Annotated in this window: 12 protein-coding genes and 1 pseudogene; 9 read left to right on the forward strand and 4 right to left on the reverse strand. The window is 54.2% G+C overall.

The window, feature by feature from the left end; translation table 11 throughout:
- Window positions 1-205: 205 nt before the first annotated feature.
- Window positions 206-688 (forward strand): cold-shock protein, encoded by a 483-nt coding sequence (locus RAC65_RS01160; protein WP_205953092.1) that lies wholly within the window; start codon window positions 206-208, stop codon window positions 686-688.
- Between the two features lie 231 nt (window positions 689-919).
- The gene (locus RAC65_RS01165) at window positions 920-1,459 is read left to right on the forward strand and encodes a DUF2058 domain-containing protein (protein WP_054687792.1); all 540 of its coding nucleotides are present in this window, start codon (window positions 920-922) and stop codon (window positions 1,457-1,459) included.
- 76 nt (window positions 1,460-1,535) lie between these two features.
- Here RAC65_RS01165 and RAC65_RS01170 read toward each other — a convergent pair whose 3' ends face one another.
- The gene (locus RAC65_RS01170) at window positions 1,536-2,222 is read right to left on the reverse strand and encodes an RluA family pseudouridine synthase (RefSeq protein WP_006119032.1); all 687 of its coding nucleotides are present in this window, start codon (window positions 2,220-2,222) and stop codon (window positions 1,536-1,538) included.
- Window positions 2,223-2,340: 118 nt separating this feature from the next.
- Window positions 2,341-2,472, reverse strand: coding sequence for a hypothetical protein (locus RAC65_RS01175; protein ID WP_263758101.1), 132 nt, complete (start codon window positions 2,470-2,472; stop codon window positions 2,341-2,343).
- A gap of 287 nt (window positions 2,473-2,759) precedes the next feature.
- On the opposite strand from RAC65_RS01175, the gene RAC65_RS01180 reads away from it, so the two are divergent.
- The 3 genes from RAC65_RS01180 to RAC65_RS01190 all read left to right on the forward strand — a co-directional run bounded on the left by RAC65_RS01180 (window position 2,760) and on the right by RAC65_RS01190 (window position 5,814).
- Window positions 2,760-3,434 carry a hypothetical protein gene (locus RAC65_RS01180; RefSeq protein ID WP_226374510.1) on the forward strand — a complete coding sequence of 225 codons (675 nt, stop codon included), beginning with the start codon at window positions 2,760-2,762 and terminating at the stop codon, window positions 3,432-3,434.
- Window positions 3,435-3,611: 177 nt separating this feature from the next.
- Complete coding sequence (locus tag RAC65_RS01185) at window positions 3,612-4,235, forward strand: protein phosphatase CheZ (RefSeq protein ID WP_205958380.1); 624 nt, start codon at window positions 3,612-3,614, stop codon at window positions 4,233-4,235.
- Window positions 4,236-4,746: 511 nt separating this feature from the next.
- The gene (locus RAC65_RS01190; RefSeq protein WP_033741268.1) at window positions 4,747-5,814 is read left to right on the forward strand and encodes a mechanosensitive ion channel family protein; all 1,068 of its coding nucleotides are present in this window, start codon (window positions 4,747-4,749) and stop codon (window positions 5,812-5,814) included.
- 317 nt (window positions 5,815-6,131) lie between these two features.
- Here the strand turns inward: RAC65_RS01190 and RAC65_RS01195 are convergent, their stop codons facing one another.
- Window positions 6,132-7,676 carry a methyl-accepting chemotaxis protein gene (locus RAC65_RS01195; RefSeq protein ID WP_375096262.1) on the reverse strand — a complete coding sequence of 515 codons (1,545 nt, stop codon included), beginning with the start codon at window positions 7,674-7,676 and terminating at the stop codon, window positions 6,132-6,134.
- Window positions 7,677-7,962: 286 nt separating this feature from the next.
- On the opposite strand from RAC65_RS01195, the gene RAC65_RS01200 reads away from it, so the two are divergent.
- From RAC65_RS01200 to RAC65_RS01215, 4 genes and pseudogenes are all read left to right on the forward strand, one after another.
- Entirely contained in the window at window positions 7,963-9,393 is a 1,431-nt protein-coding gene (locus RAC65_RS01200) for a purine-cytosine permease family protein (protein ID WP_375096450.1), read from the forward strand.
- A 585-nt stretch (window positions 9,394-9,978) separates the two neighbouring features.
- Window positions 9,979-11,518 (forward strand): annotated as a pseudogene (locus tag RAC65_RS01205) (methyl-accepting chemotaxis protein).
- A gap of 1,256 nt (window positions 11,519-12,774) precedes the next feature.
- A complete protein-coding gene (locus RAC65_RS01210) occupies window positions 12,775-14,430 on the forward strand; it encodes a methyl-accepting chemotaxis protein (protein ID WP_375096263.1) in 1,656 nt (551 codons plus the stop codon).
- A gap of 422 nt (window positions 14,431-14,852) precedes the next feature.
- Window positions 14,853-15,551: a hypothetical protein gene (locus RAC65_RS01215; protein ID WP_110267549.1), complete on the forward strand. Its 699-nt coding sequence runs from the start codon at window positions 14,853-14,855 to the stop codon at window positions 15,549-15,551.
- 89 nt (window positions 15,552-15,640) lie between these two features.
- On the opposite strand, the gene RAC65_RS01220 is transcribed toward RAC65_RS01215, so the two are convergent.
- The gene (locus tag RAC65_RS01220) at window positions 15,641-16,714 is read right to left on the reverse strand and encodes a LacI family DNA-binding transcriptional regulator (RefSeq protein ID WP_375096264.1); all 1,074 of its coding nucleotides are present in this window, start codon (window positions 16,712-16,714) and stop codon (window positions 15,641-15,643) included.
- Window positions 16,715-16,791: the final 77 nt, after the last annotated feature.

Below are 16,791 nucleotides of genomic sequence, written 5' to 3' on the forward strand. Positions count from 1 at the left end.
TATTACCGCGACAAAGAAGGGGTTTTTGCTCAATTGCGGCCGCTTTACGGCATCGGGCCGGGTGGTGGGGAAGATCCTCACTGACGGGGCAGGCTGAAACGGCGGGACCGGACGTAATGATGCCCAAAAACGTAGTGCGTACGGGCATTGTGTTTTACACTGCGCGCTGCAAAAATTAAGGTGATAAACGATTAAACAGGCGACAATGGCGATGAACGGTACAATTACTACCTGGTTTCAGGATAAAGGCTTTGGTTTTATTAAAGATGAAAACGGCGATAACCGTTATTTTCATGTCATCAAAGTTGCCAATCCTGACCTGATTAAAAAAGATGCCTCGGTCACGTTCGAACCTACGACGAATAATAAAGGGCTGTCAGCGTTTGCGGTGAAAGTCCTGCCGGAGAGTAAATACATTTATATTGCGGGTGAGCGCATCAAACTCACCGCGATTAAGTCTTACGTTGTTTTCAGTGAAGACGTCCCGGCGGATGCAGGGATTGATAAAGAAAACACGGTGCTGTCGGTGGGAATACTGATGAATAATATCCGACCCAAATCAGCAGAAAAGACGAAAGCGATGCGCACCCTGAAAAAACTGGCAATCACGACCTTTCAGGGCGCAACCTTAATCTTCACGGAAGATGAGATTGATATTGACGCTACCGTCAAAATGCTCAAAGTCTGATGCCCGATGACGCCGCTGGCCCGCTGGGACGACGGCCTGGCCGACAAGGCGATGCCCACGGAGCGATGTCATGCGCCGCCAGCAGCGCCGTTATGACGACGCGCCGCCTGCCACGCGCCGCAGATCCGTACCTGACCTCGCGCTTTCCGCCTGTCTGCCGACGCAAAAAGGCGGGGCGGTAACGCTTCAGGCTCACTTCTACACCCTAATTTCACCGATGCAGAGACGACAATGACAAAACTCACTCTTCAGGAGCAGTTATTAAAAGCGGGACTGGTAACCAGTAAAAAAATGGACAAGGTCCAGAGAACCGCGAAAAAATCACGCGTGCAGGCGCGCGAAGCGCGAGAAGCCGTAGAAGAAAACAAAAAAGCGCAGATCGAGCGGGACAGGCAGCTCAGCGAAAAGCGTAAACAAGCGGTGCTGGCGAAAGAGTATAAAGCGCAGGTGAAGCAGTTAATTGAAATGAACAGAATCGTCGTGGCAAAAGGTGAGATCGGTTTTAACTTCACGGATAACAACCTGATTAAAAAAATCATGGTCGATAAACCTGTGCAGACCCAACTGATTAACGGTCGCCTGGCCATTGCCCGTCTGATGGCAGAAAACAGCGACGAGCCGCACTACGCGATTATTCCGGCCAGCGTCGCGGATAAGATCGCGCAGCGCGATCCCGACAGCATTGTCTTAAACAGCGCACTCAGTCAGGACGCGCAGGAAGAGGACGATCCTTATGCCGATTTCAAAGTGCCAGACGATTTGATGTGGTAATCCACGCGACATCAGCCGCTTCAGAGCGCCTCCGCCTGGTCGCGGGGGCGCAGAATAACCGCGTGGCGTTTTACCCCTAAAACGGACTGTCATGACGGGCCTGAATCGCGTCTCCGCTGACAGGATGGGTAAAATGCAGCTCGCTGGCATGCAGCATCAGTCTGGGTGCCCGTGCGCTGTGCGGCGGCAGACCACCATACCACTCACAGCCTAAAATAGGGTGCCCCAGGTACTGACAGTGAATACGCAGCTGGTGAGTGCGGCCGGTTTCAGGACGTAATTGCACTCGCGTGACCGGCAGAGACGGCCCGTCATCTGGGACATACGTAAAACGCGCCAACACCTGATAGCGCGAGCGCGCTGGTTTGCCGGTGCGTGCGCAAATCGCCATCAACGGAAACTGCTTCGCAATCGGCGCATCCACTCTTCCCTCATCATGTTCAACGTGGCCGCAAAGTAGCGCGGTGTAAACTTTGCTGACGCTTCGCTGACTGAACTGCGCGCACAGGGCGGCATTGATCGCCTTATTACGGGCAATGACCATCAGCCCGGAGGTGCCGAAATCAAGCCGGTGAACCAGGGTACAACCGGGAAAGCGCGCTGCCAGCCGGAAATGGACCGAGTCCTGATTTTTCGGGTGCCTGCCGGACAGGCTCAGCAGCCCGCTGGGTTTGTTAATCAGCAGCAGGTGCGCGTCCTCATAGAGGATCGCGATCGCCTCATGGCAGGGCGGCGCAATAAAATCGTCGAACAGGGCAGACATCAGGCAGCCTCAAAGGGAAGCGGGCGCGGATAGTAACCCATTTTCCGCCCGTAGGCGAATCACGCCAGGCGCAGGACAAGCCCGCGCACGCTGCGTTAGTTAATGCCGGTCACAGCGGCTAACGGCTAATAGCCAGCGCGGTGATCGCTGGCGTGCTTACCGGCAGGCCGAACGTCATCAGTTCACTGCGGGGATCTGACCAGATCAGCACGGTTGCGGGCACCGCGCCAGTAAGCTCCGGGCGTGACACGCTGTTCACCGCCTTGTTGCAGGCGGGAACAGACATCACGACAGGGCGCGACAGACCAGGCGCATCCTGCCAGATAACCGGGCCCGCGCCACAACAGGCTGCATTATCTTTCCGTCTTTCCCTGGCGCTGGCAGCGACACAGCCGGTTACGGGGCGTCAAAAAAGGTTAATAAAAAATACCTAAAGGTTTTTCATGAATACCCGTTATAGATAAATGCAGTGTGATCATTATAACTGCATAAAAAATAACGATTTAGGGCGACTGAATAAAGGGAATGGCATTCATGATGAACAAAATTATCGTTACGGGCACGCTGGCTTTACTCTTTCTGACGGGATGTGCGGAGAATAAAAATACGCATTTGATCAAGGCGGAGAACGGCAGTTCACTAACCGTCAACACGATTTTCGCACCTACCGATATGAATAATAATACCTACGCGGATGTTAAACTGCGCCAGGTCACGCCGGCCCGAGCCGGGACAGGAATGGGAATAGCGGTACTGAGTGCCGTGCTGGGGGGCGGCATCAGCACGGGTTCATTTGATAAGAATAACTACAAGGGCAGTGATATTGACAGCATGCCGGAACCCACCGCCGCGTATTTCACGCCCAAAGCCGACGTCAAAATCCAGCAATGGCTGAATAAAAATGGCGGGGGTTATGCTTACACACAACCCTTGTTCATTGCTGCCTCAAAATGGTCGCTGGTGTACACCGATATGTCGTCCGGCAACAGTAACTACGATTTAACGTATCGGGTCCTGTTTTATAAACGTCCGGAAGGCGGCACGATCCTGAGTCCCTATGTGGTTGCGGAATGTGAACCCGCGCATGTCACCGCACCGCTGAATGACTGGACGGCCAACCATTACGCCAAAGTCACGCAGGTGACGCAAAAGATGATGGATGCCTGCCTGCTGGAGCTGGATAATCAACTGCCACGCTTACTGAAAAAATAGTGAGCAGTACGGCCTGTTTTAACCGGCAGGCCGTGCAACAAGCGCCTCAGTCTCCGCTGTAAATCCGCCTCCCAACGTCCTTTATCCGCTGCGCCATAAAGATAATGACCACAGCAATTAATTTTCAGGCCGCGCCTGCCGATAATCTAATCACAACTCTGAACGGAGGGCGTTTCGATGTCTGAACTTAAACTGTCTTTATCTGCGGATGATACGCGCACACTGATCATTCGTGCAGGTTTTATGCTGCGTAATTTACGTAACAGCCTACGTGAACTGGGCTACGATCAAACCCTGTCCGAGGTCGCGGGCGGGATCCCGGATGCCCGCGCGCGTCTGGGCTATGTGGTGACCATGACCGAAAATGCGGCCAGTGAGGTACTGGGCTGCGTGGAGCTGACACAGCCTGCGCAGACAACGCTACAGGATACGGCGGAAAGTCTGCTGGCGCGCTGGAACAGCACGGCTATCACACCGGAAAACGAGGCCGCGGCACGGGCGCTGGCGGAAGAAACGCGCACATGGCTTGGCACAGTGCCGCAGTTAACCGGTTTCACCCGTCAGCAACTTCAGGCGGTGATGATGGCTCAGGGTTTCCAGGACCTGACCGGCCAGATTATCCAGCGCATGACGAAAATGCTGAATGAGCTGGAAGTCCACCTGGTTCAGGTGCTGAGGGATAACGTGCCCGCACAGCCCGTGGCCAAAGTGGCCAGTCCACCGGCTGCTGCACAGCCAGCAGAGAGCCCGTCAGCCTCGCAGGATGACGTGGACGATTTGCTCGCCAGCCTGGGACTCTAAGGCTGGACTCGCTCTCTTTAAGACCGATCTCTTCCGGCATACTAAAGGGTTGGCTGCGCCATTCGTCAGGCAGGGGGGCGACCTCTCAGCGATACCGCCCACCGGCGCCTTTTCCGCAACACCGACGGCACAGCGGGACAGATTTCTTCTCCCGTTTTGCCAGCCGCACCGCGCATCCTGGCGCGGTACTGTCAACGGCGGCAGTCGCGTATGCCTGCCTGGCCGTCGGCTGTCAGGGCTTGCGCTGACATAAACATCCCCACACAGAACGGCGATCCGCTGCTTCGCGAAAGAATAAAAATGCTATAAATAACAGTTAATTGCATTCGGCTGTCTCGGGCCATATGCATGCTGGCAGGGCTTTTTTACCGACAGGTCAGTCAATTGTTAAAAAATTTCATAAACTAATGTGCGCAATGACTTCATTCGTAGATAACCGGGAACACAACGGTTACTGATTTTAGTGACTTATCCGACAACTCAGGTTGCTGACGGACTATAAGGGGAAATGATGCCATTACTTATTGGGGAGTTATCGGGTGCGCCAACATGGATACCTGCTGTATTGCTCGTCACGCTTTCATTTATCGTGGGCTTTCTGGCCCGGTTTATTTTTCTCAGGTTCATCCGCTTCTGGCAGAACCGGGACCGAAAACTGTTCAAATCACTGGAAAAGCACCTGCGCGGTTCGCTGTTTCTGTTTATCCCCTTGGTGTTGATCAATATCGGCATTAACTACATCGATCTGCGTCCTGAAACCGTGGCGTTTATCACCTCCACCGCCAATATCTTTATCATTTTATCGATTTGTTCCATTTTGATTCGGTTGACCAATGTGGCGCAGGATATGCTTTTCATTCGCTACGATATCAATCTGTCGAACAATCTGCGTGCCCGTAAGATTCGCACGCAGTTAATTTATGTGAAAAAAGTGGCCATCGTGATCCTGGTCTCGCTGAGTCTGTCGATGATTTTGCTCAGCTTTCCCGGCGTGCGTAAATTCGGCACGACCATCCTGGCCGGTGCGGGCGTCGCAGGCATCATCATCGGTTTTGCGCTGCAAAAGTCGCTGGTTAACCTGTTTGCCGGTATTCAGATTGCCTTTACCCAGCCGATCAAAATTGATGACGCTGTTGTGGTGGAAAAAGAGTGGGGCTGGATAGAGGAGATCAATCTGACGTATGTGGTCGTGCGTATCTGGGATCTCCGTCGGCTGGTGCTGCCGATTACCTATTTCACGGAAAACGCCTTCCAGAACTGGACGCGCAACAACGCGCAAATCCTGGGCTCGGTGTTTCTGTATGTGGATTACTCCCTGCCGCTTGAGCCGCTGCGTCAGCATTTCGAGAAAGTGCTCAGTGAAACCAAACTCTGGGATCAGCAAACCCAGGTGCTTCAGGTCACCGACACCTCCGAAAAAACCATGACAATCAGGTTATTAATGACGGCACAAAATTCGCCCACCGCCTGGGATTTGCGCTGCTACGTGCGGGAAAAAATGATCGAATTTATTCAGCAGAACTACCCGCAGAGCCTGCCGCATGTCAGGGCAACGCTGACTGAGACGGACTCGCGCTGACGCCAGGGGTTCTCACGTCTGTATTGAGGCAGGAGGCTGGCTCACCCGTGTGGGGCAAACGGGCGTGGGGCAAGGAAAGTGTGGCGCTCAGCCACAGGCGGGCGCGACGTCTGGACTGCATTGACACACCGGTCTCAGGGACGGACAGCGGCACCGCTGCGTGCGGGGCGGTGGCGTTCCTGGCGCACAGCATGATTGAGCAAGAAAACTGCCGCTGTCGACAGTCCGCCAGGGACAGGCTTTGTCATGACGACGCCCGCCTGTCCCTGGAGGTTTGTGCCGAATTTATTGCTCTCTGGCGGCGGTTGCCGCCTTTTTTACACCTGGAATGCCGCGACCATGCCGCGCAGCGCATGCGCCTGTTCCGACAGTGAGCGTGACGCCGAAGACGATTCTTCAACGAGTGCGGCATTGTTCTGCGTCACGCCATCCATCTGGCTCACCGCGATACAGACCTGTGAAATGCCCTGCATCTGCTCGGAGGAGGCCAGAGAGATATTATCCATGGCGTCAGCCAGTTCGCCGACCATTCCAACGATTTTCAGGATGCTCTGACCGGTTGAGGAGGCAACCGTCACGCCGCTTTCCACCTGTTCAACGGCCTGTTCTATCAGCGTTTTAATGTCACGTGCTGCCGTAGCGCTGCGCTGGGCCAGCGTGCGCACTTCGCCCGCGACCACGGCGAAACCGCGTCCTTCCTCGCCGGCACGGGCCGCCTCAACAGCCGCGTTCAGGGCCAGGATATTGGTCTGAAAGGCAATGCTTTCGATCACGGCGGTGATGTTGCGCACTTTAGTGGCGCTGACCGAAATGTCATGCATGGTGTGCGTCATGCGCTGCATGTCAGATTCGCCCGTGCGGGCAAGCTGTGCGGTTTCACGTGCCGAATCGGCCGTCTGCTGTGCACCGGCCGTATTGCTTTTCACCGTGGCCGTCAGCTGCTCCATGCTGGCAGCCGTCTCCTGCAAAGCCGCCGCCTGCTGTTCGGTACGTGAGGACAGTTCGGTATTGCCCTGCGCGATTTCATCGGCAGCCAGCGCAACGGAGGCCGAAGCCTCTTTAATCTGGGAAACCAGCGCACGGAGCCTGGCTTGCATGACGTCAAGGGAGGCCAGCAGGCTGGTGGTGTCCTTGCGGCGCAGTGACACGGTGGCGGTCAGATCGCCGGCTGCGATGGAGGCGGCCAGCGCCTGCGCCTGTGCCGGTTCACCGCCCAGCTGGCGCATCAGCACGCTGATAGTGACCGCACAGGCACCGACCGCGACAATCACAGAAGCGGTGGCCAGTAGCATCAGAATCAGCGAGGCGCGGGCAGTAGAATGGCTGTTTTGTTGCACAGCAGCCTGGCTGTTTTTCTCCTGAATCTCTGTCATATCGCGCAGAGCATTCAGTAACTTAGTCTGAACAGGACGCACGTCCTTTAACAGATAGTCCGTGGTTTCTTTATCAAGATTGGCCAGCCCGAGCTTGGTTGCCTGCTCCAGGGCGGCAAACGTTGGTCCTTCGCTGTCGGTAATTCTTTTGAAAGCCTCACGACCCGCCGGCGTACAGTCGGTTGCCAGGATAGCGCCGAGCGCCTGACGGTTAGCAATAAAGAGCGCTTTCTGTTTCTGAATCCGCGTGACTTCAGGCTGCATCGCCTGGGTGTCGCTGAGCAGCGCGATATTCCTGACGGCAATGCCCATATCTCTGACTTCACCGTACATGGATTGCGCTAACTGATACTTTTTCATCTTGATGTTGACGGTATCGTCCATGCCTTCACGGGCATGATGCAGGGCCTGTTGGGCGATCCCGGTGCACAGGATGAACAAAAGAATAAGCAGGCCAAAACCTGCAATAAGGCGTGTGGATATTTTCATTATTGTCTCATTATGTAGGTTAAATTTGCTGTGTTTGCGTTCGTAGCAAAAAGGACATTAATTTTTACGGCTACGTTTAAATCGTATCAGAAATAAGCAGTTTTGCTTTTTCGTGCGCACATTTTGCCGAACAGGCCTCATCACATTTTCCAATGACGCATGGCCTTGTCACTTCAGCGTGAGCATGACACTATCCTTGCCTGTCTATACATGTACTGTCACCCTGCGTTGGCGTCCGCCGGACGTAAACAGCAACGCACCCCATACACTGCCCAGTGAGGAAATGATGCCAGCCGAAACATCTGCAGCAGGTTATTCAGGCGTTGAGAAACCGCGCCTCTCTGAAAGCCGTTCCATTGATTACATCCCACTGCGGGAGCGACATGGTCATCCTTTTAGCCAGTTCACACTGTGGTTTGGCGGAAATCTGCAAATCACCGCGATAGTTACGGGTGCGCTGGCGGTGGTGTTGGGGGGCGATGTGGTCTGGTCACTGGTGGGATTACTGGTCGGACAGATCCTGGGCGCAGGCATCATGTCATTACATGCGGTTCAGGGGCCGCGCCTGGGTTTACCGCAAATGATCACCAGCCGCATGCAGTTCGGCGTCTATGGGGCGGTCATTCCGCTGCTGCTGGTATGCATGATGTACGTCGGTTTTTCGGCCAGCGGTACCGTGCTGGCCGGCCAGGCGCTGGCTAAGCTGGTGCATGTCAGCCATGCGACGGGCATGATCCTGTTTAGCGCGATAATCATCGTCATTGCGGTGCTGGGTTACCGGGTGATCCATCAGCTTGGCAAACTGGCCAGCCTTGTTGGTGTACTGGCTTTTGCTTATCTGTTTATCACATTGGTGGTAACGCATGACTTAACGCCTGTCTGGCAGAATCAGCACTTCACGCTGGCTCATTTCCTGTTGGCGGTGTCGCTCTCCTCCTCATGGCAGATCGCATTTTGCCCTTATGTCTCCGACTATTCGCGCTATTTGCCTGCGAATGTCTCCGCGAAAACGTTGTTCTGGTCAGTGTTTTTCGGCACCGTAACGGGGACGCAGGCGTCCATGACGCTGGGTGTGATTGTCGCGGCGCTGGCCGGAAAGGCGTTTGCGGGCAATGAGGTTGGCTATATTATCAGCCTGGGCAGTACGCCCACGATGGCGATGGTGATCTATTTCGCTATCTGCTTCGGCAAAATCACGTTCACCACCCTGAACGCTTACGGCAGTTTTATGGCACTGACCACTATTGTCTCGGGTTTCCGCCAGCAATCCGCAATGGGTCGGAGTGCACGCATTCTGTTTGTGGTCCTGATGGTCAGTGTGGCCTGTGTGATTGCATTGCTGAGTGAACCTGCTTTTCTGAAAACGTTCACCCATTTTCTGTTGTTTTTACTGGCGTTTTTCGTGCCATGGAGCGCGATTAGCCTGATCGATTTTTATGTGATCACCCAGGGCAAAGTGGATATTCCTGCGCTGTCACAGCCAGACGGACGTTATGGCCGCTGGAACAGGGTGGGGATTACCGTTTATGTCCTGGGTGTGCTGGTACAACTGCCGTTTATCGACAATCCACTTCACCATGGTTCACTCACCTGGCTGTTTGCCGGTAACGATGTGTCGTGGTGTATTGGCTGGTGCATCACGGCACTGCTGTGGTGGATGGCCCGCCGCTGGGATCGCCGGGGCACACCCGTCCATTCAGTCTCCCCGGCAGAATAGCCGTTGCCATGCTTTCTGGCGGCAGGTAAGACGGGTTAACGGGGGAATGGAAAAGCGTTTTACGGCATCTTCCCCGTCTGAACAACGGACAACATCGCGTCACAGGCATTTCCGAAAGGGACCCGATGAATCATCCTGACCGTGTCGATGCTCATCGCAAACCGGGCACAGAACCGCCTCCGCCCGTACAGAATTCATGAGGTTACGTCTGGCCTTCGGGCGTTGCCGTCAACGTAACACACTGCTGTTCACAGAAGCGGGAGATCGCATTCGAACAGCATGATCCCCCTGTGTCGGGAGATGTCTGATACGCCGCGTTTTATCGTGACATGTTTACTAACAATATTCTGAAAAATAAGTTTTCGCCCTCCCAGCCGCGCTATGCGCGACTTTGCCGTATTGGCTTTGCTTTCTGTCCGCTCTGTCCCACCCGAATTCCATTTTGTCATCTATATAGATTTCCCTGTCAGCCGTTACTGACAGGTGAAGGAAACACACATTTTCATTTGCAGAGATCTTTCCGGCAAATGTATTCAGCAAAATCGGACTACACACAGCAGTAGCAACATTATCGGGGAAAACACCATGAAAATTGCCACACGTCTCGCTGCAGGCTTCAGTCTGCTCATCCTGCTTTTTGTGCTCTGCACAGGCATTGCGCTTCACGCACTCTGGCAGGCACGGGACGACATGGATAATGCCGTCAACAATAAAATGTATCGGTACAATCTGATCCAGGATATGCGCAGTGCTGCCCGGGATATGTCCGTTGCGGTAAGAAATATTGCCTTACTGAGCGATGCAAAAGAGAAGCAAACCGAGTGGGAGCGGGTGCAGAACCAGAAAGCGAACTACCTGGCGAAACGCGAAAAACTGGTCAGCAGCATGTCGCAGAATGTATCAGCCGAAGGGAAAAATGCCCTGGAGAACCTGCTCGCTAAAGATGACCAGGCGCTGAACCTGATCACCATGGCAGGCCAGAAGGCGATGCAAAGCGACCAGGCGGCCACAATTGATTACCTGCTGAAAACGGTACGGCCGGTACAGCGGAAAATGCTGGACGCCCTGGATCGGCTTTCCGAGATTCAGATGGAGGTGAGTCAAAAAACGGTTTCTGATGCCAGAGAGTCAGCGTCACGTACGGCCAGTCTGATGGCGATAATGGTCTTTTTGTCTCTGGTTGTTGCTGTGATGGCCTGCGTTATCATTATCCGTACGCTGATGCGCCAGCTGGGCGGCGAACCGGCGCAGGCACAGGCGCTGGCAGCATCGATTGCGTCCGGAAATTTAACGTCACCTGTCACACTTCGTCGCAACGACACGACCAGCCTGCTGGCTTCCCTTCATGCCATGCAGGCCAACCTGCGCAACATGGTCGCGAATATCCGGGATACGTCGAACGCTGTCGCGTTAGCCGCCGATGAAATTTCCAGGGGGAATGCCGAGCTTTCTTCCCGCACAGAACAGCAGGCGGCAGCTTTACAGGAAACGGCCGCCAGCATGGAGCAGCTGACGGCCACGGTGAAAAGCAACACCAGCGGCGCACGGCAGACCGCCGAATCTGCCCGCGAAACCGCCCGTCTTGCCCGAGGCGGCGAAGAGGATGTGCAGCGGATGGTCGATACCATGCAGGACATATCCATGAGCGCAACGAAAGTGCGTGATATTACGACCGTCATTGAAGGCATCGCTTTCCAGACCAATATTCTGGCGCTCAATGCTGCGGTTGAAGCGGCACGCGCAGGCGAAGAGGGCCGGGGATTTGCGGTAGTGGCCGGTGAAGTCAGAACGCTTGCGCAGCGCTACGGCTGCGCGCGATATCAAACTGCTGATTGAAGAGGCGGTAGGTCAGGTAGAAAACGGCACCACGGTGGCATCTACGACCGGACAGAGCATTGTTAACATTGTGGGGAGGGTGAACGAGCTGGCTGAGGCTATGGATAATATTTCTCTGGCTTCCTCTGAGCAAATGCAGGGCATTTCGCAGGTCAGCATCGCGGTGAGCCAGATGGATGGCGTAACGCAGAACAATGCAGCCCTGGTCGAGGAGTCATCCTCTGCCTCCCATTCGTTGTCAGAACAGGCGCATGCGCTGCGTAACATGGTGGAGGCATTTCAGGTCTGACAGAACACCGCCCGCCGGGCCATCCGGGCGGGCGGTGCAGTAACCGGATGAACCCTGTTATCTGACGCAACGTCATGAATGTTGAGGGGGATATCCTCACTGTCTCAGCTGACAGCGAGTCATTATCAGCATGACACGGGTGACTAACAGGATGCGCCTGGCTGCGAAAATCAACGCCCGGTGAGGCGCAGCCCCTGTCAGGGCTTTCTGATGCGCGCAGACCGGCTGATGGCAAAAGCCGCCTGTGAGACACTTTTCTGTTAACGTAAATATGTCCCGCGCCTGCGTCGTAAAAAATAACCTCATGTTCACGATGCCGTTTAAAAAAGCAGACAGCAGCAAAGCGTTTATATGGCTGCAATGACACAGCATTGCAGAAAAGAGAAAAATGATATAAGGCTATTAAAATAGTGTGGCGCTTAATTGAGTTTTGCGAAAAAATAACATCTGATTACATCTCTTATGGTATTCCCTACAGTAATAATGCGGCGCTCAACTACACTTTCTGCGCTGCGCTATACAGTGTCGGCCTAAAGGTGGCAGTTTATTGATTTTTGTTAGCCCGGCATGCCGGGCTTTTTTTATGGCTACAAGTAATGAGTTATCGCTTAAGGATAAATTAAAAATAGGGTTTTATGCGTTGCCGGTTCATCACTGTACAGGCATTCAGCGTGGCTGATGACGTAAAATGTCCCCGTATTGAAAACGACAGGATAACGGTTTAATGGCACGTGTCGCCACGCGATTTTGCCATAATTTTTGTTTTAACAGTATTTTTATGGCGTTTTCGTGTAGTGAGGCTGGCTGTCGCATCAGAAAGCAGCAGGACGCCGCTCTGCAATGTGAGGACGCGATGCAGGATTCCCCCCCTTACAGAACAGCGCTCCCGCGTAAAGAAAAAATATTTAAATATGTCATTTAAAATACTGCTTTAATTTTCTTGATGGTTTTTCCCTTTTAACAGGAAGAATGAATGATAAAGGCGGGGGCTTAACGTCAGGCACAGAAAAAGGGGTGTTATTACGTTTTAAATGCGCGGCATTAAATTTTTAGAAAACAGCGTTGCAAAAATAACTGAGGCCTTTCAGTGAGTTGTTTTTTCAGGAGGGAGGTATGTATAAATGGCGTGTAAACAGAGCGGGAACTCCGTTTGATTATTTTTTTATGGCGCCGATATTTTATTTGACTGTCTGTATGTCGCCTCTTTTCTGAATCATATCAGACGTATTTCTTTTCTCTTTTACCAGGTAAAAACAATGACTATAACTCAGCGTCTTTTGTTCACGTTTTCGCTGCTTTCCGCAGCGCTGGTCGCTATGGTTGTCGTATCTGTCAGCGTGTCGCAAGGGTTTCAGACCCGCTTCAAATACGTTAACGAAAATACGGTCCCGTCAATCACCGGTATTTCAAAGATGATTGAAGGCAGTAATGCCGTCATCATCGCCCTTTATCATCATCAGAGCGTGACTGACCTGGCCAGGCAGGCTGTCATCGAAAAAGAAGTCAACGACACAATCAAACATATTCGTGCGCTTAATCAGCACTACCTTGCAGAGGACACGTCCAACGAGCAAGACAGGCAAATGACGGAAAAGGCGTTTACGATGATTAATAAAATAGAACGCGACCTGCCGGCCTTTCTGGCCGCCTCACGTGCTCAGAATGATGCTGTGTCTCTGGGAATGTTGCAGGGGACAACAGGGATTGGCGCCGAAGCCCGACAGCTCATTGCGAATTATCAGCAGCAACTTCAGCTCAATACCGATCTCGCCAATGCGCTCAGCAGAGAAAACGACAGAACCTATCACCATACACTGTTAACCCTGATCACCGGCTCAGCCGCCGCTATTTTGCTGCTGGGGTTTTTTACCGTTAAGACAATTTTAGCCATTCGCCGCCAGCTGAATGCCATGCGCCTGACGATGGAGCAGGCCAGCGAAAACCTCGATCTCACTCTCAAAGCAGATGACACACGCTCTGATGAAATCGGCCTGACGGCAAAAGCGTTTAATCATCTGATTCAGACTGTGTCGCTGTCACTGAACGCTGTGGAAAGTGCCGCGCAGTCTGTCAGTACAGCGTCATCGCAAATGTCAGCGGGTAACGAGGATTTATCGGCAAGGACTGAAGAGCAGGCGGCATCACTTGAGCAAACGGCTGCCAGTATGTCAGAGCTGAGTGAAACGGTGCGTCAGACGGCAGAAAATACCCGACTGGCCAGCCAGTTAGCGAAAAATGCGCGCGAGATTTCAGAAGACAGCGCAGATCGGGTGAAAACAATGCTGACGACGATGGGCGATATACGCGAAAGCTCGGCCAAAATTACCGACATTATTTCTCTCATTGAGGGGATTGCCTTTCAGACCAATATCCTTGCCCTGAATGCGGCGGTCGAAGCCGCACGGGCAGGTGAGCAGGGCCGTGGTTTTGCGGTCGTGGCTGGCGAGGTGCGCAACCTGGCGCAGCGTTCGTCATCATCAGCCCGCGAGATTAAAGCGCTGATTGAATCGTCAATAGGCTTTGTGGAAGCCGGTGCGGTACAGGCTGAAGGGGTGGGTACAAATATGCACAAAATGAACGATGCCGTCCGGCAGGTTACCGATTTGGTCGATGAAATCTCTGTCGCCGCCCAGGAACAGTCTCAGGGAATTAGCCAGGTCCATCTGGCCGTCAATCAAATGGATGATGTGACGCAGCAAAATGCGGCCCTGGTGGAAGAAGCATCCTCTGCGTCGCGTTCATTAATGGAACAGGCCTCAGCATTAAACCGCCTGGTTGCCACGTTTGTTATCCAGCGTGCAGGACCTGACGCGCTTAAGGAAGTGAAAAGCGCGATAGCTCCGCCCGCCATGACGCGCCCTGTCAGCAATATTGTTCCCGCTGCAGCGGAGACCAACTGGCAGAGTTTTTGAAAATCAACACAAACGCCTGTGCTGCTGAAAACGGGCGCAGGCTCTGAACGGGCAGGGGTCACCACAGATTCTCCGTGGTGACCTTGCGGTTCTTACAGAACGTGATCCTTGCAAAAAATCCCTACCGGAGTAAGTTGAAATCCGCCTGACGTGTCACGTCACCGAGGCACGCCACGACCGGGTGTGCGATGACAGAAACATGCAGGCTGTTCGCCGCTTCAGGCGGGATACCCGGGAGGCAGAGCTCAATTCGTCATGCAGAAACCCAACCCTGAAGATGTGGCAGAGGTGTAAAATAAAGGTGCAGGCAGGCGCGATGGGTTCCGGCGCTTCACCGCACGGAATGGCGGACGAAGGGGTGCGCGCGCTTCCTCAAGGAGCCCCTTCAATGCCGAACCTTAATTCTATACAGTCAGGTCACTATGAAACCATCACTGAGCAGATATGCGTTGGCCGTCTTTGCGAGTGCGGCTTTTCTCTTCCCGTCCCTGTCGGCTGTCGCCAGCCCGGTTCCGGCTGGCAACGTCCAGTCCGTGCCGCCGCAGGATGCGCCCTGTTGCGGCGCGCTCACGCCCAACGCGCAAAAGATTCTTGCCGTGCTTGACCATGCGGACGTGGAGCATTTATGGCTGAATCATCATCACGTCAACTGGGAAACGGGCAAGCCTGACAGACCGGATACCTATTCTGGTCCCGGTAATCATACGCACTGCAGCGCGTTTGCGGCGGCGGTAGGCGCACGCCTGGGCGTCTATATGCTCAGGCCGCCTCAGCACAGCCAGATTTTCCTGGCGAGCGCACAAACACGCTGGTTTGACAGTAGTGAAGGGCGTCAGTCAGGCTGGATCAGGGTCAGCGATGCGTGGCACGCTCAGCAGCTGGCGAATAAAGGCATGCTGGTGGTGGTCGCCTATGAAAGCCCCGATCAGCACAGACCGGGTCATATCGCGGTTGTCAGGCCGTCACGCATCTCGCTGGCAAGATTACGCGCTGACGGTCCGGATATCACCCAGGCAGGCAGCCGAAATATGACGATCGGTCACGCCGCTGCCGCCTTTTCAGGCCATCGGGGCGCCTGGCCTGATGGGGTTAAATTCTTTGCGCATGCACTACCGCAATAGTGCCCGTGTCAGCCGGCTAGTCACAAATGCTAGCGTTGAGTGGGGCCTGCAACAGATGACTTGCCCGCTGCAAACCCGCATCCCTCTGTTCAAACCGGTGTCTGCTCGTCCCGTATTTCCTCCCGCGCCGCATGGCGTGTGGCATTGGCGACCGTGCCGTGGTCGATCAGTTTTGCCTGCAACAGCAGATTATACACGGGCGCATGGGGCCGGTTCAGACGGTTCTGCAGAAGCTGGATGGCTTCGTAGCCCAGCTCCCGACACGGGACGGCAAAGCCTGTCACCGGCCTGCCGGCCGCGCCCGCCAGCTGACTTGCCAGATCGGTCGTCATCAGTGAGATATCTTCGGGAATACGCAAGGAACGTGCCGCCAGCACAGTCTGAACACCGGTAATAATCCCTTTGCCCACCGGCACTATCACATCGGGCCACTCCTCACGCGGATGTTCGTCCAGCCAGCCATTCAGGGCGGCTTCGGTTTCATGCTCAGAATAGGCTTCAACCACAATCAGGTCCTTCTGCGCGCTAAAGGGCAGGTGAAAATGGCGGTACGCGTCTTTAATTCCCTCCAGCCGCAGAAACAGCGTTTCACGGCGCAGACAGGTGACGGTCAAAACCCGGCGGTGCCCTTGCTCAAACAGGTGCTGCATGGCGCTGAACCCAATCGCATGGTGATCGGGGGAGACCGCATCCAGTTTCATGTCTTTATCGCGGGAATTTATCAGGACGCAGGGTTTATTCAGCGAGGCTGCCAGGCTGAATATCGCCTGATCGTCGGTGCCGATGATGATGATCGCATCGTTGCTTTTTGCGCCCGCCTTCTCCAGAAACAGTTTCACATCGGCACGCTGTTCCTCCAGTGGGCAGTAACTGATGTGCACATCATGGCTGGCACAGGCTTCGGCAATCCCGCGCGTCACTTCCAGATAGAAGTGATCGCCGCGCGGCGCAAAGGTCCGGGCGGGCGCAAAGACCACCAGACCGTTAATTAACAGGCGGCTGCTGACCATGTCGTGCAACACACCCAGTTGACGTGCACAGCGCACAATCGCATTACGGGCTTTTTCACTGGTATAGGCCTTGCCGCTCAGTACGCGCGAAACGGTACTGACAGAGTACCCGGTTTTTGCCGAAATTTCGTCCATCCTGAGCTTGCCCGCCATAGTGTGATCCCCGTCCCAATCAATTTTTGCAATTTTTTGCAGCCGTAGTGGCTTGATAGTAATGCGGTTTTACATGC

The organism is Pantoea sp. BS_8, assembly GCF_041954965.1.
GTDB classification, from domain to species: Bacteria; Pseudomonadota; Gammaproteobacteria; order Enterobacterales; family Enterobacteriaceae; genus Pantoea; species Pantoea stewartii.